The organism is Gelidibacter sp. (assembly GCF_035577925.1).
In the GTDB taxonomy this organism is placed as follows: domain Bacteria; phylum Bacteroidota; class Bacteroidia; order Flavobacteriales; family Flavobacteriaceae; genus Gelidibacter.
The window spans coordinates 1-2994 of record NZ_DATJCY010000349.1 but is presented as its reverse complement, the minus strand read 5'-3'; the positions used below and the strand labels follow the sequence as shown (position 1 = coordinate 2994).

At 39.6% G+C, this 2994-nt stretch carries 4 protein-coding genes; all 4 read left to right on the top strand.

Going from position 1 to position 2994, the window contains the following annotated elements:
• Nucleotides 1-65 precede the first annotated feature (65 nt).
• Entirely contained in the window at nucleotides 66-818 is a 753-nt protein-coding gene (locus VNJ50_RS13440; protein WP_325582756.1) for an enoyl-CoA hydratase/isomerase family protein, read from the top strand.
• Between the two features lie 93 nt (nucleotides 819-911).
• Nucleotides 912-1286 carry a four helix bundle protein gene (locus VNJ50_RS13435; RefSeq protein WP_325582754.1) on the top strand — a complete coding sequence of 125 codons (375 nt, stop codon included), beginning with the start codon at nucleotides 912-914 and terminating at the stop codon, nucleotides 1284-1286.
• A gap of 120 nt (nucleotides 1287-1406) precedes the next feature.
• Nucleotides 1407-2021, top strand: a complete 615-nt coding sequence (locus VNJ50_RS13430) for a transferase hexapeptide repeat family protein (protein ID WP_325582752.1) — start codon at nucleotides 1407-1409, stop codon at nucleotides 2019-2021.
• A gap of 243 nt (nucleotides 2022-2264) precedes the next feature.
• Nucleotides 2265-2994, top strand: a 730-nt coding sequence (locus VNJ50_RS13425) for a biotin/lipoyl-containing protein (protein ID WP_325582750.1), incomplete at its 3' end; no start/stop codon positions are given.

Genomic DNA, 2994 nt, shown 5'->3' with positions numbered 1-2994 from the left:
ATAAAGTAATCTGCAAGAATCAGAAATAGTTTTGATTCTTGCTTCTAAAAACCTTGATTCAAAACATGCAAAAACCATACGTAAAATTAAAAAACAAAAACGGAGTAGGATATATTGAGTTTTTTCATCCTGCACAAAACTCTTTGCCCGGAAATCTGTTGTCAGAATTGGCAAGAACGATAACCTTGGCGGGAGAAGATAACCGTATTAAGGTTATTGTCCTTCAAAGTGGCGGCGATCGGACGTTTTGTGCCGGCGCCAGTTTCAACGAATTGGTAGATATCAATGACGAAGAGACCGGTAAGATTTTCTTTTCGGGTTTTGCCAACGTCATTAATGCCATGCGCAAATGCCCAAAATTTATCATCGGACGTATTCAAGGAAAAACCGTAGGTGGTGGTGTCGGTCTAGCGGCAGCAACTGATTATTGTATGGCGACAACCTATGCCCAAATTAAATTGAGCGAACTCAATGTTGGTATCGGACCGTTTGTGGTTGGACCGGCCGTTCAGCGCAAATTGGGATTGAGCGGTTTATCGCAAATCGCGATAGATGCCAATACCTTTTATTCCGCAGAATGGGCAATGCAAAAAGGATTATATACCCAGGTTTTTGATTCGACAGAAGCGTTGGATGAAGCTGTGAAAACCTTTGCCGAAGGCTTGTGCGCCTACAATCCAAAAGCCATGTCTGAAATGAAAACCATGTTTTGGCGTGGCACCGAAGATTGGGATCAGTTATTGGTACAGCGCGCAAAAATTAGTGGACGATTGGTGTTGAGCGAGTTTACGAAGGAGAAGTTGAGAGGGTATGAGTAATTAGAGGGTAGTTTTTAGTGGGTAGTGAAAAGTTAGAGAGTAGTAATTAGTGGTTAGAGGGTAGAAGTGAGGTTAATACAGAAATCGATTTAGATGGAAAGTAAATATCATTTTAATTTTGAAGAGTTAAAAGTGTACCAAAAAGCCATAGAATTTGGTGAATTGGTTCATGAGCAGCTGAACCAGTTTCCTAAAATAGAGGATTATAGATTGTCAGCTCAATTTGCTCGTGCCGCCGATTCTATTGCCTTTAATATTGCAGAAGGCTCTGGTAGTTCGGATGCAGGCTTTTTGAATTACTTAAGAATTGCAAGGGATAGTTCACTGGAATGTGTAGCTGCGACAACCAAAGCTTATTTGCGAAATTACATAACTTTTGAACAAAGCGAAACCAATAGATCTTTACTTGTTGAAATTAATAAAATGATATCTGCATTAATGAAGCATTTAAGAAATAAGAAACCTTGAACATAAGATTATGGAGAAAGCATCTCAAAATTTTACACTGCTAGCTAAAGACTATTTACTGTCGATAACTTTTTACTACCCTCTACCCACTTTTCACTACCCACTATAACCCTATATACTATGATTTATTCCTTCCAAGGTTACATCCCCGTCATTCACGAAAGCAGTTTCGTGCATCCTTTGGCCGCGGTTACGGGAAATGTCATTATTGGCAAAAATTGCTATATCGGACCTGGTGCTGCCATCAGGGGCGATTGGGGACAGATTATATTGGAAGATGGTGTTAATGTTCAAGAAAACTGTACGATTCACATGTTTCCTGGAAAATCCATCACGCTCAAGGAAAGTGCGCATGTGGGTCATGGCGCTATCATTCACGGTGCCAATTTGGGCAGAAATTGTTTGATTGGGATGAATGCCGTCATTATGGATGATGCCGAAATTGGCGATGAAAGCATCATCGGAGCTTTGAGTTTTATCAAAGCCGAAACCATCATTCCAAAACGAAGTTTGGTGGTTGGCAATCCAGCTAAAATTATCAAACAAGTGAGTGATGAAATGATTGCATGGAAAACTAAAGGAACGGCACTCTATCAGCAATTGCCCGCCGATTGTTATGAAAGTTTAAGAGAAGTCGAGCCGCTGAGGGAAGTTCCGGAGCATATGAAATTACAAAAGGATGTATATAAAACGCTTCGAGAACAATTCCTGCGCAGGCAGGAATCTCGTGATTAAATTTTGAATTATGAGGTTTTGTCGTTGTGATTCAATATCAAATAAAGACAATGAGTAAGGAAAATGAGCGATTCCCACTTTCGTGGGGATTGAAGATGCCCAACTTCCTGCGCAGGCAGGAATCTAATACATAAATAATGAGATCTTGGTTTGCCTATATTGTGTCCAATAAGCCTCAAGGAGTGAATTTTGTTGGTGTTCTAAGAATATTGATATTGATGATTGATTTTAATAACTATCGAAATGAAAGAAAATGAGAGATTCCCACTTTCGTGGGAATTGAAGATGCCCAAAATGGGTGAAAGCATAACCGAAGGCACGATCATTAATTGGCTAATTAATGAAGGCGATTCTTTTAATGAGGGTGATATTCTTCTTGAAGTAGCCACGGATAAAGTTGATAATGAAGTTCCGGCACCAGTTTCAGGAACGTTGGTTAAAATACTATTTCAAGCGAAAGACGTCGTTCCGGTAGGAGAAGTGATGGCTATTTTAGAAGTTTCCGAAGAAGGTTCTAAAGTGCAATCAACAGACAATAAAACTTCAATAGAAACTGATAAATCACTAAAACAGATAGAAAAGCCTTCAACTTCAATTCCTCCTAATAGCTATCAGGATACAGCACCCCGTTTTGCGAAGTCAGGAGGAGATTTCTTTTCGCCATTAATCATTTCGATAGCTAAAGAACAGCATATCAGTTTTGAAGAACTTGCCAGAATTCCACCAACAGGACATGAAGGTCGATTGCAAAAAAGTGATGTTTTCAATTATATCGAAGCGGGAAGGCCTTACAAATTTGCACAACCAATAATGCAAGATCCAACCGCTTATCGCATTCCGCAATTGAATTTTGATAAAGGTTCGGGAAAAATCATAGAAATGGATCGTATGCGGCAAATGATTGCCGATCATATGGTCTATTCCAAACATACGTCGCCACATGTTACCACTTATGTAGAAGCCGATTTGACCA

Bases quoted from the DNA above. Each gene is read 5' to 3' on its own strand.
- VNJ50_RS13440 (WP_325582756.1), top strand. From the start codon at position 66: ATGCAAAAACCATACGTAAAATTAAAAAACAAAAACGGAGTAGGATAT.
- VNJ50_RS13435 (WP_325582754.1), top strand. From the start codon at position 912: ATGGAAAGTAAATATCATTTTAATTTTGAAGAGTTAAAAGTGTACCAA.
- VNJ50_RS13430 (WP_325582752.1), top strand. From the start codon at position 1,407: ATGATTTATTCCTTCCAAGGTTACATCCCCGTCATTCACGAAAGCAGT.